Source organism: Cypionkella sp. TWP1-2-1b2, assembly GCF_049896245.1.
GTDB lineage: Bacteria > Pseudomonadota > Alphaproteobacteria > Rhodobacterales > Rhodobacteraceae > Cypionkella.
The window spans coordinates 97,569-112,487 of the sequence record NZ_JAFCTX010000011.1; the positions used below are offsets into that span (position 1 = coordinate 97,569).

General features: G+C 61.0%; 14 protein-coding genes. 5 read left to right on the forward strand and 9 right to left on the reverse strand.

Annotated elements, in window-relative coordinates; translation table 11 throughout:
• Nucleotides 1-2: 2 nt before the first annotated feature.
• Genes mrdA through ACP7AP_RS09525 form a run of 4 tightly spaced genes read right to left on the reverse strand, consistent with a single transcriptional unit; the run spans nt 3 to nt 4,569 of the window.
• Entirely contained in the window at nt 3-1,982 is a 1,980-nt protein-coding gene (gene mrdA, locus ACP7AP_RS09510) for a penicillin-binding protein 2 (RefSeq protein WP_426033973.1), read from the reverse strand.
• Nucleotides 1,979-2,569 (reverse strand): rod shape-determining protein MreD, encoded by a 591-nt coding sequence (locus tag ACP7AP_RS09515; RefSeq protein WP_426033974.1) that lies wholly within the window; start codon nt 2,567-2,569, stop codon nt 1,979-1,981. The genes mrdA and ACP7AP_RS09515 overlap by 4 nt, the downstream gene beginning before the upstream one ends.
• Nucleotides 2,562-3,491: a rod shape-determining protein MreC gene (gene mreC, locus ACP7AP_RS09520; RefSeq protein ID WP_426033976.1), complete on the reverse strand. Its 930-nt coding sequence runs from the start codon at nt 3,489-3,491 to the stop codon at nt 2,562-2,564. The genes ACP7AP_RS09515 and mreC overlap by 8 nt, the downstream gene beginning before the upstream one ends.
• Before the next feature lie 40 nt (nt 3,492-3,531).
• A complete protein-coding gene (locus tag ACP7AP_RS09525; protein ID WP_054007360.1) occupies nt 3,532-4,569 on the reverse strand; it encodes a rod shape-determining protein in 1,038 nt (345 codons plus the stop codon).
• Nucleotides 4,570-4,881: 312 nt separating this feature from the next.
• Here ACP7AP_RS09525 and ACP7AP_RS09530 point away from each other — a divergent pair, with 312 nt between their 5' ends.
• Entirely contained in the window at nt 4,882-5,643 is a 762-nt protein-coding gene (locus ACP7AP_RS09530) for an SDR family NAD(P)-dependent oxidoreductase (protein ID WP_426033977.1), read from the forward strand.
• A gap of 33 nt (nt 5,644-5,676) precedes the next feature.
• Here the strand turns inward: ACP7AP_RS09530 and ACP7AP_RS09535 are convergent, their stop codons facing one another.
• On the reverse strand, nt 5,677-7,278 hold the full coding sequence (locus tag ACP7AP_RS09535; protein WP_426033978.1) for a 2-isopropylmalate synthase: 1,602 nt from the start codon (nt 7,276-7,278) through the stop codon (nt 5,677-5,679).
• Nucleotides 7,279-7,975: 697 nt separating this feature from the next.
• Between ACP7AP_RS09535 and ACP7AP_RS09540 the strand changes: the two genes are divergently transcribed.
• Nucleotides 7,976-8,617 (forward strand): SDR family NAD(P)-dependent oxidoreductase, encoded by a 642-nt coding sequence (locus ACP7AP_RS09540; RefSeq protein WP_426034017.1) that lies wholly within the window; start codon nt 7,976-7,978, stop codon nt 8,615-8,617.
• Nucleotides 8,611-9,078 (forward strand): DUF4279 domain-containing protein, encoded by a 468-nt coding sequence (locus tag ACP7AP_RS09545; protein ID WP_426033979.1) that lies wholly within the window; start codon nt 8,611-8,613, stop codon nt 9,076-9,078. Before ACP7AP_RS09540 ends, ACP7AP_RS09545 begins: the two co-directional genes overlap by 7 nt.
• A gap of 29 nt (nt 9,079-9,107) precedes the next feature.
• Here the strand turns inward: ACP7AP_RS09545 and ACP7AP_RS09550 are convergent, their stop codons facing one another.
• Nucleotides 9,108-10,631 (reverse strand): 2-isopropylmalate synthase, encoded by a 1,524-nt coding sequence (locus ACP7AP_RS09550; RefSeq protein ID WP_426033980.1) that lies wholly within the window; start codon nt 10,629-10,631, stop codon nt 9,108-9,110.
• A gap of 126 nt (nt 10,632-10,757) precedes the next feature.
• Here ACP7AP_RS09550 and ACP7AP_RS09555 point away from each other — a divergent pair, with 126 nt between their 5' ends.
• Together ACP7AP_RS09555 and ACP7AP_RS09560 are read left to right on the forward strand one after the other, a co-directional pair.
• Nucleotides 10,758-12,416, forward strand: a complete 1,659-nt coding sequence (locus ACP7AP_RS09555; protein WP_426033981.1) for an NAD+ synthase — start codon at nt 10,758-10,760, stop codon at nt 12,414-12,416.
• An 88-nt stretch (nt 12,417-12,504) separates the two neighbouring features.
• Entirely contained in the window at nt 12,505-12,816 is a 312-nt protein-coding gene (locus tag ACP7AP_RS09560) for a YnfA family protein (RefSeq protein WP_426033982.1), read from the forward strand.
• Here ACP7AP_RS09560 and ACP7AP_RS09565 read toward each other — a convergent pair.
• From ACP7AP_RS09565 to ACP7AP_RS09575, 3 genes are all read right to left on the reverse strand, one after another.
• On the reverse strand, nt 12,813-13,766 hold the full coding sequence (locus tag ACP7AP_RS09565) for a 1-phosphofructokinase family hexose kinase (RefSeq protein WP_426033983.1): 954 nt from the start codon (nt 13,764-13,766) through the stop codon (nt 12,813-12,815). The genes ACP7AP_RS09560 and ACP7AP_RS09565 overlap by 4 nt on opposite strands.
• 12 nt (nt 13,767-13,778) lie before the next feature.
• Nucleotides 13,779-14,354, reverse strand: a complete 576-nt coding sequence (locus ACP7AP_RS09570) for a hypothetical protein (protein ID WP_426033984.1) — start codon at nt 14,352-14,354, stop codon at nt 13,779-13,781.
• Between the two features lie 118 nt (nt 14,355-14,472).
• Nucleotides 14,473-14,883 carry a metallopeptidase family protein gene (locus ACP7AP_RS09575; RefSeq protein ID WP_426033985.1) on the reverse strand — a complete coding sequence of 137 codons (411 nt, stop codon included), beginning with the start codon at nt 14,881-14,883 and terminating at the stop codon, nt 14,473-14,475.
• Nucleotides 14,884-14,919: the final 36 nt, after the last annotated feature.

Below are 14,919 nucleotides of genomic sequence, written 5' to 3' on the forward strand. Positions count from 1 at the left end.
TGCTAGACTTTCGAGGCTTCTGGCTGACTGCCATCGGGCAGGCGCAGGCGCAATTCGTTCATCCGGCTTTCAATCGTGCCGCGCTGATCTGCGGGATAAGCTGTCAGCGGCGGGATGCCTCCGGTCAGGGCGCGCAACAACGCATCGCGCGCAATCGGCCCGGCTACAGCAGAGCCACCGCCGCCGTGTTCCACCACCACCGAGACCGCATAGCGCGGCGCATTGGCGGGGGCAAAGCCGACAAACAGCGCGTGATCGCGCAACTTCCACGGTAAGGCTTCGTTCTTCGTAGCCCCGCCTTGCTTTTCGGCAACGGAAAAGTTGCGCACCTGTGCTGTGCCAGATTTGCCGCACATCTGCATGGTGTCATCGGCAATCCGCGAGCCGCGCCCGGTGCCATGTGGGCCGTTCATCACCTCAAACATACCCATCTGAACCGCGCGCAGCTTTGATCCGTCCAGGTCCAGCCCCTCAACCTCGGTGATCGGCACTTCAATGTCGTTGACCGAATTGATGATGCGGGGGGCGACCTGCTTGCCGGCTGCGATCCGCGAGGCCATCACCGCCAGTTGCAAGGGCGTGGCCAGCACATAACCCTGACCGATCGAGGCGTTGATGGTATCGCCGATCACCCAAGCCTGACCGTAGCGTTCCTGCTTCCATGCCTTGTTCGGCATCTTGCCTTCCGAGATTGCCGACATTGGCAGGTCGTGGCGTATTCCCAGACCCAGCTTGTTGCCCATCTCGGCCATCTTGTCGATGCCAACGCGTTGACCAACATCATAAAAGAACACATCGCAGCTTTCTGACAAACCGCGTTTCAGGTTGACCGAGCCATGCCCGCCACGCTTCCAGCAGTTGAAGCGGATGCCGCCCATTTCGATATAACCGGGGCAATGCACCACGGTATTCTCATCAATCACACCCGCTTCCAGAGCAGCCAGTGCCGTCACCATCTTGAAGGTTGACCCCGGCGGATAGGCCCCCTGTACGACTTTATTCGCCAGCGGGCGGTGATCGTGTTCGGTCAAAGCGGCGTAATCGGCGCTGGAGATTCCGCGCACGAACAGGTTCGGATCAAATGACGGTGAGGATACCGCTGCGATGATGTCGCCGTTGTTGACATCCATCACCACACAGGCAGCACTTTCTTCGCCCAAGCGGGCCTGCACGAAATTCTGCACATCGGCGTCAATGGTCAGCCGCAGATCCTTGCCCTTCAGGCCTTCCTCGCGGTCCAGTTCTCGCATCACGCGGCCCACGGCATTGACCTCAATCCGCTTGGTGCCTGCGGAGCCACGCAGGGTATCTTCCATCCACTTTTCCACGCCGATCTTGCCGATCTGAAAGCGCGGGATCAGCAGCAGTGGATCAACATTATCCGCGCCGTCTTTTTCCTTCAGCTCGGTCAGGTCTTTTTCCGAAACCGGGCCGACATAGCCGACGATATGCGCGAAATCGCCATCGCGCGGATAGACACGGCTGAGACCAACTTCGGGCGAGACGCCTGGCAGGGCGGGGGCGTTGATGGCGATTTTGCTGAAATCATCCCAGCTGAGCCGCTCGGCCACGGTAATCGGCACGAAGGCCGAGTTGACGCGTGGGTTCAGCTCTTTCATGGTGTCAGCCAAATCCTCAGCCGTCATCGGGATGATATGGCTGAGGCGGTTGAGCACATCTTCGACCTCGGCATCGGTTTTACCGGCATTTTCGCGGGTGATCACCACGCGGTAATTCTGCTCATTGCCCGCAATCAGCTTGCCATTGCGGTCTTGGATCAGGCCCCGTGCGGGCGGGATCAGCCGGATGTTGATGCGGTTTTCTTCGGCCAGAAGACGAAACTGATCCGCCTGCTCAACCCCCAGAAACCGCATCCGCGCGCCGAGTGCCGCCACCATAGCCGCCATACAGCCGCCCATGAACAAGGCCCGCCTTGTGACAGAACGCGAGGTGGCTTCGGTATCGCGGGGCGCGCGTCTCACATCCGTCTCCCATAAGCATCAACTTCGCCCATCGCGGGCTTGTGCAGATCCAGCGCATAGCGCGACAGGAACACCACCACAGGATAGCACAGCATCGACCAGACCACTTGGATCATCGCGAAGCCAAAGCCGGTTTGCGGCACCATCACCATCGCGAAGGTCATCCGGTAGACCAACAGCATCGCCACCATCAGACCCGAGACCAATAGCCATTCGACCCCGAAGTTCAATTCACGAGTCAGTGCAACCCGGCCCCGCACAAACTCCGACGCCAATAGCACCAGCGCTGTCCACAGGCCGGGGGGGCGATCCAGCAGCATATCCTCCAGCAAAACCACCACGGCGATCAGCAACGCGGGCAGATAATCCGGGCGGCGCATCGTCCAGGCGAAAATAATGCACAGCAGCAAATCTGGCCCCGGTGTGCGGTTCAGCCAGACGGTAAAGCGGCACCAGCCCGCCGTTTCCGCACAATCCGACATCATCGCCATCGGCAACGGCAGCAGCCGCCAAAACAGCAGCAGCAGGGCGATGGCCACGAACAAAGCACGGTGCAGCCAAACCTCTCGCGCGGCGGGATCAACCATTGCTGGCCCCCGTCTCGGACGCGGGTTCTGGCGTGGTGGGCGGCTTTGGCGGGCCTTGCACGGGGGGGGATGTCACCAAAGCGCCAGGATCGGTGATTGGCGTCAACTCGTGGCTGCGCAGCACGCGCAGGAATTCGAGGCGCTGGTAGTCCGCCGACAACGCCACCCGCAGCCGCTTATCGGTGCCCAAAACCACCGAGCCCACCAGTAGCCCCGCCGGAAACATCCCGCCATCACCCGAGGTGACAACCCGGTCACCGGGGCGCACCTCATCGGGGTCTTCCAGAAAATCGAGCGGTGGCAGGTCAGAGTTATCCCCCGACAGCAGCGCTTTTTGCCCCGAGGGCTGCACCGTTACCGGCACCCGGCTGTTGCTGTCGGTCAGCAAGATCACCCGGCTGATCTGCTGGCCGACGCCCGAGATGCGCCCCACCAATCCGATGCCATCCATCGTTGCCCAGCCGTCCTTGATGCCATCGCGCGCGCCCACATTCAGCAAAACTGACTGCCGGAACGGGCTGCCGCTGTCGGCCAAAACCACCCCGGTCACATGCGTCAACATCGGGTCCAGCCGCACATGGTTCAGATCCAGCAGGCGGGCGTTCTTCTGCTCCAACTGCAACGCCGCCTCTTTCCACGCCTTCATCTGGCGCAATTCCTCGCGCAGTTGTTGGTTCTGCTCGTAGAGGCGAGAGTAGGATTGGTAATTGTCCAATACCCCCGCCGTCCATGTGACCGGCGCCGCTGCCCATTGAAAGCTGGGCACAAAGCGATCAACCAACGCCGCGCGGAAGCGTTCCACCCTTGGGCTGTCGATGCGCCACAGGAAAAACAGCGCCAGCATCAACATAATCAACAAACCCACCAAAACCCGACGCAGCGGGCGGTGGAAATCTTCTGGATCAACGCGGTTTCTTGCCATGACTGGCCCGTTTCACTTGAAAGACCGGAGGACCACCGGTTTAGCTATCGTAGTCGATAACGTGGCGCAGTTGCTTCTCATATTCCAGCGCTTTGCCAGTGCCCAAAGCCACGCAGTTCAAAGGCTCATTGGCGACCGAGATCGAAAGCCCGGTTTGTTCACGCAAGCTTAGGTCCAGATCGCCCAAAAGCGCGCCACCCCCGGTCAGCATCACGCCACGGTCGACAATATCTGCCGCCAAATCCGGCGGAGTTGTCTCCAAAGCCTGCATCACCGCATCGCAAATCTGCTGCACGGGTTCGCTTAAAGCTTCCGCCACCTGCGCCTGATTGATCTCAGTTTCCTTCGGCACGCCATTCAGCAAATCCCGACCGCGAATGGTCATGCTCGCCCCACGCCCATCATCCGGCATCCGCGCCGTACCGATAGAAGTCTTGATGCGCTCCGCCGTCGACTCACCGATCAACAAGTTCTGATGACGGCGCAGATAAGAGATAATCGCCTCATCCATCCGGTCGCCACCGACCCGAACCGAGCGCGCATAAACGATGTCACCCAAGCTGAGAACCGCGACTTCCGTGGTGCCGCCGCCGATATCGACCACCATATTCCCCGTAGGATCAGTGATCGGCATCCCCGCCCCAATCGCCGCCGCAATCGGTTCTGCGATCAACCCAGCCCGCCGTGCGCCCGCCGACAGCACCGATTGCCGGATCGCGCGCTTTTCCACCGGGGTCGCGCCATGCGGCACGCAAACGATGATCTTGGGCTTCGAAAACGTCGTGCGCTTATGCACCTTGCGGATGAAATGCTTGATCATCTCCTCCGCCGCTTCAAAGTCGGCAATCACCCCGTCGCGCATCGGGCGGATCGCCTCAATGCTGCCCGGCGTGCGGCCCAGCATCAGCTTGGCATCCTCGCCGACCGCCAGCACCTGCTTCTTACCGTCCTTGGTGTGATAGGCGACCACAGAAGGCTCGTTCAGCACGATCCCCTTGCCGCGGATATAGACCAGCGTATTGGCGGTGCCGAGGTCGATGGCCATGTCAGACGAGAAAATGCTGGAGAGGATAGACATGCTGAGGTGATCCTTGGCCCGCGAAAAACAAACGCCCGCGACTCAGCTTGTGACCGAGGCAGGCACCTTCATATAAGACCATGCACAGAGCAGGGAAAGGCCCGAGCCTTGTCGGACGCACGTTTCCGCCTTGGACAATGCACTATCCATTTTGCAGCAATTACTTTCTAAAATCAGCCAAAAATGCCAATAACCTGTTGCAGAGTTGATCTATTTCAACTTTCTTTCACGCGGCACAGGCTAAGGCGCGCGCGGGGCGGTGCGCGGCTGCTATCATTTCCGCGTGTGTGGTGGCAGATCAAGGCGGGGAATATGTTCAATTTCAACAATCGCGTAGCGCTGGTCACTGGCGCAGGCAGCGTGGATGGAATCGGTTTTGCCATCGCCAAAGCCCTGATTTCAGCGGGCGCGCGGGTTTGCATCACGGCCACCAGCTCACGGATATTTGAGCGCGCCACCGCTTTGGGCTGCATGGCGCATATCGCCGATCTGACCGATCCCAAGCAGGCAGCCGCGCTGTTTGCGGCGGTCGCGGAGCGGCTGGGGTCGGTGGAGGTTCTGATCAACAATGCCGGTATGGTGCAGAACGGCAAGTCGGTGGCGCAGGCAAAGCTGGGCGGGATGAGCGACGCCGCTTGGGCGCATCATCTTGGCTTGAACATTGGTGTGACCTTCCACTGCATCCGCGCAGCCCTGCCCGCAATGCAAGCCGCGGGCTATGGCCGGATCGTCAACATCGCCTCAGTCACCGGGCCGATGGTGGCGATTGACGGATCATCCGGCTACGCCACCGCCAAGGCGGCGATCACCGGTATGACCCGATCTGTGGCGCTGGAATATGGCCGCGAGGGCATCACTTGCAACGCCGTGTTGCCGGGCTGGATCGCCACCGCTTCGTCCAACGCCAAGGAAATCCGCGCCGGACGCGCGACGCCTGCGGGGCGTCCGGGCAGCCCGGCCGAGGTGGCCGCTTGCGCGGTGTTTCTGGGATCAGATGCCGCAGCTTACGTCAACGGCGCGATGCTGGTGGTCGACGGCGGCAACACGCTGACCGAGATGAAAGGCGCGTTCTAGGCGCGGCCCTACGCAGGGCCGCGCCAGAGCGGATCACTGATCCTTGTAGTTTACCGACTTTTTATCCGTATCCGGCGCAGATTTCTGCCGCCGCACCACCAGTTTATTCAGCGCGTTCACATAAGCCTTCACGCTTGCGACCACCGTGTCGGTGTCTGCCGAGGCCCCGGTGACGATGCGGCCTTCTTCCTCCATCCGCACCGAAACCGTGGCTTGCGCGTCGGTGCCTTCGGTTACAGCTTGCACCTGATACAGCTGCAAACGCGCCGAATGGGGGAACAGCATCTTCACCGCATTGAACGCCGCATCGACCGGGCCGTCGCCGGTGGCGTCGATGGAATGATCCACGCCCTCGATGGTCAGCGTTAATTCCGCCTCTCGCGGGCCTTCGGTGCCGCAGACCACGCGCAGGCGCTTGACTTGGATGCTGTCGTGCGCGTCATTGGTGGCCTCATCGGCGACCAGCGCCAGCAGATCCTCGTCATAGACCTCTTTCTTGCTGTCCGCCAAAGCCTTGAAGCGCACGAAGACATCGTTCAACTGGTTGTCGGCCAACTCATAGCCGAGCTCCTTCAGCTTGGACCGCAACGCCGCCCGCCCCGAATGTTTGCCCATCGAGATGTTGTTCGCGGTCAGGCCAATATCCGCCGGGCGCATGATCTCAAAGGTCTCGATATTTTTCAGCACACCATCCTGATGAATACCACTTTCGTGCAGGAAAGCGTTCTTGCCGACGATGGCTTTGTTGAACTGCACCGCAAAGCCCGAGACGCTGGAGACCCGGCGCGACAGGTTCATGATCTTGGTGGTGTCGATGCCGGTGCGATACGGCATGATGTCATTGCGCACCTTCATCGCCATCACGACTTCTTCCAGCGCCGTGTTGCCCGCACGTTCGCCCAAACCGTTGATGGTGCATTCGATCTGCCGCGCACCCGCCTCAACGGCAGCCAAGGAGTTCGCGGTCGCCATCCCGAGATCGTTGTGGCAATGGGTGGCGAAAATCACCGTGTCGGCCCCCGGCACGCGTTCAAGCAACATGCGGATCAGGTCGGCAGACTCGCGCGGCGCGGTGTAGCCGACGGTATCGGGAATGTTGATCGTGCTCGCCCCGGCCTTGATGGCAATTTCCACCACACGGCACAGGTAGTCGTGTTCCGTCCGTGTCGCATCCATCGCCGACCATTGCACGTTGTCACACAGATTGCGCGCATGGGTCACGGTGTCGTGGATGCGGGTGGCCATCTGATCCATGTCGAGGTTCGGAATCGCGCGGTGCAACGGCGAGGTGCCGATGAAGGTGTGGATGCGCGGGCTGGCTGCGTATTTCACCGCTTCCCAGCAGCGGTCAATGTCTTTGTAATTGGCGCGGGCGAGGCCGCAGATGGTGGAGTTTTTCGAGCGTTTGGAGATTTCTGTGACAGCCGCGAAATCGCCTTCCGAGGCGATCGGGAAGCCCGCCTCAATGACATCGACGCCCATTTCATCCAACAGGCTCGCGATCTCAAGCTTTTCATTATGGGTCATGGTGGCGCCGGGGGATTGCTCGCCGTCGCGCAGGGTGGTGTCGAAGATGATGACTTGAGGCTGGGTTTTAGCGGCTTCGGCGCGGGTTGGCGCGGCGGTGTCGGTCATGGCTTTGATCCTTGGAGTGTGTTGCTGCTTCCCGGGCGCTGATCACTTCCGAGCGGTCGCACCCAAGGGCACGCTCAGAAGCGGGTAAGAAGCAGCAGCCCACGGGAAAACCGCGCGCTGGGCGCGGTGGGGGTCGAGACGATGATGGTTTCCCGTGTCATGGAGATAACTATACGACGGAATTGTTGGAAGGGAAGGGGGTGTGTGGAAAAAGTGGGGCCGCCTCGGGGGGCATCGAGCCCCCGCTCGACGGCGCTGCCGGGGAGATGGTTTGGGAGCGAGGCGCAGCGGAGAGGGGGGAGCGCGCCGCGCGGGAGTATTTTTGAAAGAGCAATTCTGGGATGGGGTGTTGGGAGCGCTGAGGGGTGGCGGTGGGGGGCTGGCTTTGTCCACGCGTGGACACGGCTTTGGATGTAATAGTTTTAATGCGTTATGAAAGGGCGTTCATAGACTGTTAACTTTTACGCGCGAATGAATTGGGCGGTGGAGGTGGAAGCGTGGCTTTTGGTGTTGTGGCGGGGCGCGAGGATCACGGGGTGTCGTTCTGTCCGGTTCTGCGGCGGTCGCTATCCTGCGGTGCCCGCCGTCCTTCGGGGCGAGATATTCTGTGCGCCGCAATGGCGACGTGGTGGCGTCGCGCTATCTTTGGGCGGTTGGTGCGTGGCCAGATGGCGGTGCGCGCAGTTGGAGGATCAGGATGCGGGCTTTGGTGATTGGGGCTTCGGGCGGGATCGGGGCGGCTTTGGGGGAGGCTTTGGCTGTGCAGGGCGAGGTTGTGGCGTTGTCACGCGCGGCCGATGGCTTGGATGTGACGGATGAAACCTCGGTCGCGCGGGTGTTGGGCGCGGTTGCAGGGGTGTTTGACTGGGTGTTCATCGCCTCGGGGGCGTTGGGGGTGCCGGAGAAATCGTTGAAGGCTTTGGGGGCGCAAGCGATGCTGGAGCAATTCGCGGTGAATGCGGTGGGGCCTGCGTTGGTGATCAAGCATGTGGTGGCTCTGTTGCCGAAAGACCGGGTGGCGCGGGTGGGGGTGTTGTCGGCGCGTGTCGGCTCAATCGGCGACAATGCTTTGGGCGGGTGGTATTCTTACCGGGCGGCGAAAGCGGCGTTGAATCAACTGGTGCATACGGCGGCGATTGAACTGGCGCGCAGCCATCCTTTGGCGGTGTTGGCGTGCTTGCATCCGGGCACGGTGGCGACCTCGTTCACGGCTGGATATCCGGGACAGAAGGATGCAGCCGATCTGGCTGCAGCGCGGTTGATTGCGGTGTTGGAGGGGCTGACGCCAGCGCAGACGGGTGGGTTTTATGATTATGCGGCCAAGGTGGTGCCTTGGTAGGTGGTAATAGCTATAGGAGTTTCGATGGCACAACTGGTGGATACCTCAGTCTCGCTGTGCTTTACGGCGATGATCTGGACCCGGATGCTTTGACGGGCGCGCTCGGGGTTGCACCGTCGCGGTCCGAGTGTAAGGGCGAGGTTTTCGTTGGCAAGGCAGGCAGATCGCGCGTGGTGAAGACAGGGTATTGGCGGTTACAGAGCGAAAACAACCTGTCAGGCGATATGGACATACAGATTGCCGAGATGCTGGCGCAGATGACTGATAGCGATGTCGTTTGGCGCGACTTATCCCAGCGTTACGACGGCAGGATATTCTTCGGCTGGTTTTTGACGTCAGGGAACGACATGGCAGACATATCCGCGCAGACCCTCCAAGCCTGTGCTGCACGCGGGTTGGCTTTTTGCTTTGACATCTATAATTTTACCGACGAAAGCGCGGAGCCTTTGGCTACGGCCTAGCCGTATGAAGTGCTGTAGTGGCCTTTGATCTAAGGTGTGGCCGGGGCCACCGTTTCGCCTGCGGGTGCGCCCTCTGCCGGGGCGGCGGGTGGTTCGGGAGCCACAGGGGAAGCAGGCGTTGCGGGGGCTTCGGGTGGCTGGGGTTGCGCCGGGGCATTGGGGAGAGGCCCGACCAGCACCCCGGCCTTCCACATGCCTTCCGAGATTTCACCGCCCTTATAGGTCAGCTTGCCCGTGCCCTCGCGTTTTCCTGCAACGAAGCCGCCCGCATAGCTGTCTGCGGTCGGATAGGTGGCAATGCCATTGCCCTGCATTTCGCCTGCCAACCAATCGCCACTGTAGCTAAAGCCATCAGGTTGCGTCAGCGCGCCTTTGCCATCACGCAGGCCCGCTTTGAAATTGCCCTTGTAGACCGTGCCATCCGCCCAAGTTGCGGTGCCGACGCCTTCGCGCACGCCGGCTTTCCACGCGCCTTCATAGCGGAAGCCATCGGGATAGCTCATGGCACCGATGCCTTCGGGCTTTTCGCCCACCAGTGCCCCGGTGTAGGTCGCGCCATTGGCATAAACGGCGGTGCCTTGTCCGGTGATCGCCCCTTTCAGCCATTGGCCCGCGTAGCTGGAGCCATCGGCATAGCTGATCTTGCCCGCGCCCTCGGGCTGATCGGCCTTGAAGCCGCCCTCATAGGTCGACCGATCCGCATAGACCATGCGGCCCTGACCCTGCATCTGGCCTGCGACCCAATCGCCCTGATAGCTGCTGCCATCCTTGGCGGTGAATGTGCCTTTGCCATCGCGCTTGTCGGCCTTGAAGCTGCCCTTATAGATATTGCCATTGGCATAGGTTTCAGTACCCTTGCCGACGCGCAGGCCTTCGACAAAATCGCCCTCGTAGACATCGCCATTCGGTTGGGTTAGCTTGCCCAAGCCGTTGATCTGGCCGTCTTTCCACGCGCCGACATAGGTCAGTTTGTTTGGCATGGTCAGCGTGCCGGTGCCTTGGCGCGCGCCGCCCACCAAGGTGCCGGTGTATGTGGTGCCATCGGGGTAGCGGATCACCCCCTTGCCCTGCTTTTCGCCCATGCGCCAGAAGCCTGCATAGCTGTAGCCATTGGCATCGGTCAGCTTGCCGATGCCGTCATGCTTGCCATCGGTGAGCGCGCCAACATAGATCGAGCCATTGGCATAGGATGCGCGGCCTTGCCCAGTCATCTTGCCGCCGCGCCAGTCGCCGTCATAGGTGCCGCCATCGGCGAAGGTGATCTTGCCTTTGCCCTCGGGTTTCCCCGCCGCGAAGTGGCCCTCATAGACCGAACCGTTGGGATAATGTGCAACGCCGATGCCGCGGATTTCGCCGCCGACCCATTTGCCGGAGTATTCATAACCACTCGGCAGGCGGTAGGTGCCGGTACCATCTTGCAAGCCGTTGACGAAGGTGCCCTCGTAGACCGAGCCATCGTCATATTGCTTGCTGATGATCTCGCCTGCGTCCTGTGCCAGTGCTGCCCCTGCCAGAGCCACCACCATCGCCGCCGCCAAGCTTACGTTGCGCATCACCAATATCCCTGTTGTAGCAGCGCACCCTAACCGAGCCCGCGCCCTGCTGACAAGTCGCCCGCTTGGCCTTCCCCTCGGCCCTGAACCTGCTAGAACCGGGAAAACCCTAGCTCGGAGCATGATATGGCCGCGACGTTCCGCCTGACCCTCGCCCAGTTGAACCCCACTCTGGGCGCGATTGAGGCCAATGCAGCGCTGGCCTATGATACTTGGCTGCAGGGGCGCGAGGCCGGCGCGCAGATGGTGGCGGTGAGCGAGATGTTCATCACCGGCTATCAGACCCAAGATCTGGTGATGAAACCGGCATTTCATGCGGCTGCGATACAAGCGGTAGAGGCTTTGGCTCTGCGGATCGTCGATGGCCCGGCGCTGGGGATTGGCGGGCCTTGTGTGAAGGACGGGCTGCTTTACAACGCTTATTACATCCTTGAGGGCGGCAAGATTGCGGCCACGGTGTTGAAGCACGAACTGCCGAACAGCGATGTGTTTGATGAAAAGCGGGTGTTCGCCTCGGCCCCGCCGCAGGGGCCATATCGGGTGGGACCGCTGCGCATCGGCTCGCCTATTTGTGAAGACGCTTGGCATTCGGACGTGTGTGAGACGCTGGCTGAGACCGGGGCGCAGATTTTGCTGGTGCCGAATGGCTCGCCCTATCACCGGGGTAAGCCGGCCGTGCGGACCAATCTGATGGTGGCGCGGGTGATCGAGACCGGGCTGCCGCTGGTCTATCTGAACATGATCGGGGGCCAAGATGATCAGGTGTTTGATGGGGCGTCTTTTGTGCTGAACCCCGGCGGGGTATTGGTGGCGCAACTGCCGCAGTTTGACGCTTGCGTGACGCATGTGGATTTTGAGGAAACCGCCGAGGGCTGGCGGGCTTTGCCGGGTATCATGGATAAGATGCCGATTTCCTATGAGGCGGATTACCGGGCCATGGTGATGTCTTTGCAGGACTATCTGGGAAAAACAGGGTTCAAGAAGGTGCTGCTGGGGCTGTCGGGGGGAATTGATAGCGCCATTGTGGCCGCAGTTGCCGCCGATGCGATTGGCCCGGAAAATGTGCGCTGTGTGATGCTGCCGTCGCGCTATACCTCGCAGACTTCGCTGGAGGATGCGGCGCAGGTGGCGCGGGCTTTGGGCTGTCGCCTCGACACCGTGTCGATCTCGGGCGCGCAGGATGCGGTGGGCGAGGCTTTGGCGCATTTGTTTGAGGGCACACAGCCGGGGGTGACGGAGGAGAACGTGCAATCACGGCTGCGTGGGCTGTTGTTGATGGCGATGTCGAACAAGTTTGGCGAGATGCTGCTGACCACGGGCAACAAGTCTGAGATGGCGGTGGGGTATTGCACGATTTACGGCGATATGAACGGTGGCTATAACCCACTGAAAGACTTGTATAAAACCCGTGTGTTTGACACCTGCCGTTGGAGGAATGACAACCACCGCCCGTGGATGCTGGCCCCGGCAGGGCAGGTGATCCCGCCGCGTGTGATCGACAAGCCGCCGAGTGCCGAGTTGCGGCCCGATCAGAAAGACGAAGACAGCCTGCCGCCCTATCCGGTGCTGGATGCGATTCTGGATGGGTTGGTAGAGCAGGAATTGTCGGTGGCTGATCTGGTCGCCAAGGGCTTTGATCGCGCCACGGTGAAGAAGGTCGAACATCTGCTCTATATCAGCGAATACAAACGCTACCAATCCGCCCCCGGCACAAGGCTGACCCGCCGCGCTTTTGCCGGCGACCGCCGTTATCCGATCGCCAACCGCTGGCGCGACAACGCCTGATCTGGCGCTTATCGCTCCCTTACGGGCGCTCTGCGCTGCAGCGAGAAGCGCCCGCAAGGGAGCGTCGAGCGCGCCTTAAGGAGAAAACATGCCGCTTTACGTCCTCGCCGCCCTGCTCGAAATCGCTGGCTGCTTCGCGGTCTGGAGTTGGTGGCGGGGGGCCTCGGTGCTGTGGTTGATCCCCGGTGCGATGGGGTTGGCAGGCTTTGCTTATCTGCTTGCGCTTGCGCCACCGAGCCATGCGGGGCGCAGCTATGCGGCTTATGGCGGGGTGTATATCGCCGCCTCGGTGCTGTGGCTTTGGCTGGTTGAGGGCAGTCGCCCCGACTGGGCCGACCTTGGTGGTGCTGCTTTGGCGCTTGTCGGCGCGGCGCTGATTTTATGGGGCCCACGTAGCTAAATTTCGCTGATTTCGCACTCCGCCAGCAGGCGTTCGACATCCTGCAAGCGACAGAGCTGCGTTGCATCCGTCGTCACTGCCGCACTGGCCGAGGCCGAGCCATAGGCCAGCGCCAGCGCTGAATCCGCGCCGCGCGCAAGGCTGAGAACGAAGCCGGCCACGAAGCTGTCGCCTGCGCCAACCGTGCTGACCACCTGCACTTTGGCCGCCTTGGCAAACACCCGCCGCCCGGCTTCGGCCATCACCGAGCCATCCGCGCCGCGCGCCACAATCACCCGCCGTGCGACGCCGCATTTAACCAAATCAGACGCAAAATCAGCGCTTTGCGCGCGGGTTTTTAGGGCGTGTCCTGCAATGCTTTCGGCTTCTTCGCCATCCATTCTCAGCACGAAAAGGCCGGCAATCGGATGGCTGACCGCTTCGCGCAAGGGCGCGCCAGAGGTGTCCAGCACCACGTTCAGACCGGGCATCGAGCGTGCCAAGCGTGTGGGAAAATCCACCGGAACGCCGGGCGGCTGGCTGCCCGAAATCACCCCAATCGCCCCCGGTCGGGCCGAGGCGCGCAACAGCATGAATACCCGGTCCTGATCCGCCTCTGACCAAATCGGCCCCGGCAACATGAAGCGGTACTGACTGCCCGTTTTGGCTTCGGTCACCGTGAGGCTTTGCCGGGTTTCACCGGGAGCGGTGAGCGCCAGAAACGGCACGGATTCGGCGCGGATCAATCCCGCCAGACGATCCCCGGTCAACCCGCCCAAAGCCACCAGCGCAAGGCTTTCACCACCCAAAGCCGCAATCGCGCGGCTGACATTCAAGCCGCCGCCGCCGGGATCGAGCAGCGGTTCTGAACAACGCAATTTCTGATCCGGCACCAATTCCGCCACCCCCGTCGCCATATCCAACGCGGGGTTCAGGGTGAGGGTGAGGATCGGGGTTTGCTGGGAAACCATGGGACCTTTGCCCTATTCGATGATCTCAATGGTATTCTGAAAAGTGCCTACCTTTTCAGAATTCTTGTCGCGCAGCGTGGTTTCCAAGACATAGCGGCCGGGGACGATACCCGACAATGTATAGGTCAGATTGGCCTGAAACTCACGGTTCTGATAACGCGAGGTCAGGTCGAGATTGGCGACCGACGGCAATTCGCCCAATACCTCGCCCGCCTCGGTCATCACCTTCAGATCGACAATGAAACCAATGGTATAAAGCCCATCCCCGCCCGAGCCATAGCCAAACCCAAACGGCTCGGCATAGATCAGAATCGGCTCATCCAGTTTGAACTTTTCATCCGGGCGCGGGTTGTAGATGCCATATCCCGCAGCGGGTTGCGTCACCAGAACGGTCTGATGAATACCGATCTCTTTGCTGCTGTCCCACACCGTCGCCAGCAGGGCGTTCGCTGCATCTATCGCCCCGCTGGCGTTATCGGCGGCCATCAAGGCCTCAATCTCAGCGGCTTTGTCCACGACCGGCCCTGCACCGGCAGGCAGTGCAAGCGCTGTGCCGAGAACAACGGCGGCGACGGTTTTGGCAAACATCGATCAACTCCCCAATTTCAGATTAAAATCATCACACTGCGCGGGCAGGATACAACTGCCATGATAGAAAGATTTTTACGCGCTGTCCAAGCGGCAAGCGTGCGGGCGTGTGGATTGTTTATTCCCACCACGGATCAATCGCGCCGATTTCGGCGTCGCTCCAGCCAAAATGATGCGCAAGCTCATGCACCAAGACATGGGTCACCAGCTCTTGCAGGGTAACATTGCCGCGCTCAATCCATTCATCCAAGATCGGGCGACGGAACAGCCAGATCATATCGGGTTGAAGCGGTTGATCTAACACGGATTTCTCGGTCAGCGGGATGCCGTCGTAAAGCCCGGTCAGCTCAAACGGGCTTTCGCATCCGAGTTCTGCCAGCATGTCATCGCTGGCAAAATCCTCGATCCGCAGCGCGACTTGGCCGGCTGCCAAGCGGTAAGGCTGCGGCAAATCGGCGATGGCGGCGCGGGCGAGGGCCTCGATTTCTTCGGCAGCGGGGCTGGTCAGGCTGGCATGGGGCGTGGTCATGCGCCGCAGCCTAGTCGCCGCGCGGAAAGCTGCAAG